The sequence below is a fragment of the Nostoc cf. edaphicum LEGE 07299 genome (assembly GCF_015207245.1).
Lineage (GTDB): Bacteria > Cyanobacteriota > Cyanobacteriia > Cyanobacteriales > Nostocaceae > Nostoc > Nostoc edaphicum_B.
In genome coordinates, this window is record NZ_JADEXF010000801.1 from 1 (window position 1) to 3098 (window position 3098).

Here is a 3098-nt window from a genome sequence, read left to right on the forward strand (position 1 = left end):
TTAGTAAACTTAACCCTTGCTGCATAAACAAATACCTAGAAATTAAATAAAATAAATAAGCAAGGCTTGCATGAAATCAGGGCAATACTCCCATCGGGTAAATTCATACATACCCTTGATTTTACTACTTGAGAATATAGTAACTCAACTGTAACTCATGAAAATGCTTATATGTCAATAAGTCTATTTAATGAAATACTTGTAAATAAAAATGATAGTTATATAAAAAGGAAGGAGAAAGAGCATTTATCAGCAAGGCAGAGGGCAAGACGGAGCAGGGCTTTAAGCACAAAGCCAAATTTCGGATTTAGCGGCTTTAATTAAGTACGATGCTAAATCCCTAAATATATTGGTAAGTGCCTTTTTCCTTTTGGCTTCTTTAACGTTTATCGTCTTGATTATTCCATTATTATTAGTGAACCACAGTGTTAAAGAAACTTAATCAATCTGATAGCAGCAACAGCTAGATTCACTACTGAGATAGATTTTTAAACTCAAAAAAATATGTATGACTAAAGTAAAGTCAATGCAACTCAATAAAACGCTCTCTTAGAACATCAATAGATAAGTTTATAAGCCTGCTTGCATTTTTTGTTTTTTGGAATTAAAAAATAGTACTATGACTTCTATAAAACGGTCTAACTCTGACAAAGCTGCTAGCCTTAACCTGCGTTTACCACCAAAAAAGGCAGCTAAAAACGTAGCTAATAAAACAGCGCCATCTCAAAAGATATTCTATAGCATTATCCATACAATTCCTGGGCGAATTCGTTTTCGTATTCCTCTGCTAGCCAGAGATACTGAGTATGCTAATCAACTCCAATTAGCTATAGAATCCGATACTAAAGTTACAAATGTTCGTATTAACCCGAAAGCTGCATCTATCGTCATCAATTATAAAGTAGGTGTAATTTCAGATAACCAAATGCGCGAGCATCTGGTCAACCTGATTCAAACTGCCCAAGATGTAGTTGTGCCAAAAGAGGTAATGGCAAAATCAATCGTGGGGACTATCTTTGATGCTCTAATCAACCTAATTGATAGTACACGCAAGATCAACCAAGCACGTAATGTTATTGTATATCGAAGGGTTAGAATAGACGTTTGGGAACGGATACTTTCTACCTCAAGAAGCATAATTAAGAGGCTAAAATCTGCCACCATGTTTATCTTACTTAACAAGCGATGGCAATTGCGCGGCAATAGCGAGGTGAATTCCCAGCCTTTGAAACTAAAATCTGCTAGCGAATCTAATCTTGTGTAGTTACTAATACAGTAGCTATTAAAATGATTCCTGGTTAATAGTAAGTAGCCCTGAAATTACTCGGATTTACGAGAAGTCATGAAAATCTCTTCCCTAGTGGTAAAAAAGTTCGTAGTAAGGACTTTAGCCCTGGATTTTTAAGCACTGAAGTGCTTACTATGAACTAATCAAAATTAATGGGGCAGATTACTAGCCTTCAGTCAAAGCATTTTATTGTCAATAACAAATGGGTAATCCTCACTTTCATAAATTTCATAATCAAAGCCATTGGGTTCAACCAATACATACTGCTGTAAAAGGAAGAGTTAGATATAAAGTAAATGGACTTTATCATTCAGAAGCTCTTAAAAAATATCTTGAATCAAGATTATTAGAAGAAGAAATAATCTCACGAGCTAGTGCTAATAGTTACACAGGGAATGTTCTTGTTATCTTTCATCCAGATAAAAGCCTAAATACGATCGCACTCCTTATTCAAGACATCCTCTTAGATTATCGGCAAAAAAACAGTAAATCACTTGCTTGTACCGCAGTCACTAAAGAAAATACTGCTTTCGTTAGGGGTAATAACCGAAACATATCTGATTCAGCCGTACTGCCTCAAATATCTATGCAGCGACAATTAAACCAAACAAGTAGTCAACTTATTCCAGTATTGGGGGCTGTTGGCGCTCTTGTATGCGCCACCGGACTGTTGTATGCATATAATCTTGACGAAGCGATTTTGCTCTTGATCCAGAGGTTGCATACACCACTGCGCGATCGCATCATGCTTAGTATCACTTTTATGGGCGATCCAGTAGTAATGCTGTTATCTTCTTTGGGGTTGGCGATTAGTCCGTTATTTTATAATCGTCGCCGACAAGCAGCCATCTTGGGCATCGCTGGAGTCGGTGCAACCTTGTTAAATTGTTTGATGAAACTATTCTTTGGTAGAGCGCGTCCAGCACTGTGGAAGCATATTATTAAAGTGGGTCAACATAGTTTTCCCAGTGGCCATGCAATGGTTTCAATAGTGATTTACGGTTTTACCAGCTATATTCTGGCAAAACAGTTTCCTGAACAGCGCTTTTGGATTTATGGCTTGACTATAGTTTTAATTGCTGCGATCGGTTTCAGTCGGCTTTATCTTGGTGTACATTGGCTAACTGATGTGACAGCTGGCTACGCTACAGGTTTAGTCTGGTTGATTGCTTGTATCCTTAGTTTGGAGGCTACTAGGAATCCCCGTGCGATTCGTTGTGAGTGAATCCCCAGTAAGCTGTTTGTCACCCTGCTTCGCAACATTCTATCCATTGTCGTTTTATAAAGTATAAAGATATTTCTACTACCGAGAAAATGATTTAGCGATGGCTACGCCCGTCGCAGGCATCGCACCTTGTTTACCAAATCTGACAAAATCGCACAGATCCCACTCCAACTTTCTCCTCTGCTCTCCGCTCTCTGCACAAGTGCTTTCTTGGGGATAGGCAATGATAAAGACTCGTTCTTTTTCATGTGGCAAGCTGTTTTTGATTCCTTCTGATACGCTATTACAGGTATTATTAGTACCATTCTATTCAGAGGTAGTAGTTGCACCAACTGCCATTACTTGAGACCATTCACTGACGCGGTTGTTATCTAAGACAGCTCGCACTCGATAACCAAGCTGAATTTTATGCATTAACAAGATTAAATCATGGTTGAGTAATCCTTGTGATTTTTGGTTTTCATTAGATGCAGCTTGTATATGAAAGCAGCGATCGCTTTGTCGTTTCAACTTTGGAGATTTCCCTTCCATCAGTACCGTTTGCAGTTCGTATTCTTTAGCTTCAGGATATGCTTCCCAGCAAAG

The 3098-nt window shown here is 38.2% G+C and carries 3 protein-coding genes and 1 pseudogene; 2 read left to right on the forward strand and 2 right to left on the reverse strand.

The window, feature by feature from the left end:
* Positions 1 to 619 precede the first annotated feature (619 nt).
* Together IQ229_RS20860 and IQ229_RS20865 are read left to right on the forward strand one after the other, a co-directional pair.
* A complete protein-coding gene (locus IQ229_RS20860) occupies positions 620 to 1264 on the forward strand; it encodes an HMA2 domain-containing protein (protein WP_194047001.1) in 645 nt (214 codons plus the stop codon).
* 226 nt (positions 1265 to 1490) lie between these two features.
* The gene (locus IQ229_RS20865; RefSeq protein WP_194047003.1) at positions 1491 to 2513 is read left to right on the forward strand and encodes a phosphatase PAP2 family protein; all 1023 of its coding nucleotides are present in this window, start codon (positions 1491 to 1493) and stop codon (positions 2511 to 2513) included.
* A 78-nt stretch (positions 2514 to 2591) separates the two neighbouring features.
* Here IQ229_RS20865 and IQ229_RS20870 read toward each other — a convergent pair whose 3' ends face one another.
* The gene (locus tag IQ229_RS20870) at positions 2592 to 2768 is read right to left on the reverse strand and encodes a hypothetical protein (RefSeq protein ID WP_194047005.1); all 177 of its coding nucleotides are present in this window, start codon (positions 2766 to 2768) and stop codon (positions 2592 to 2594) included.
* Positions 2769 to 2819: 51 nt separating this feature from the next.
* Positions 2820 to 3098 (reverse strand): annotated as a pseudogene (locus IQ229_RS20875) (hypothetical protein); the annotation flags it as partial.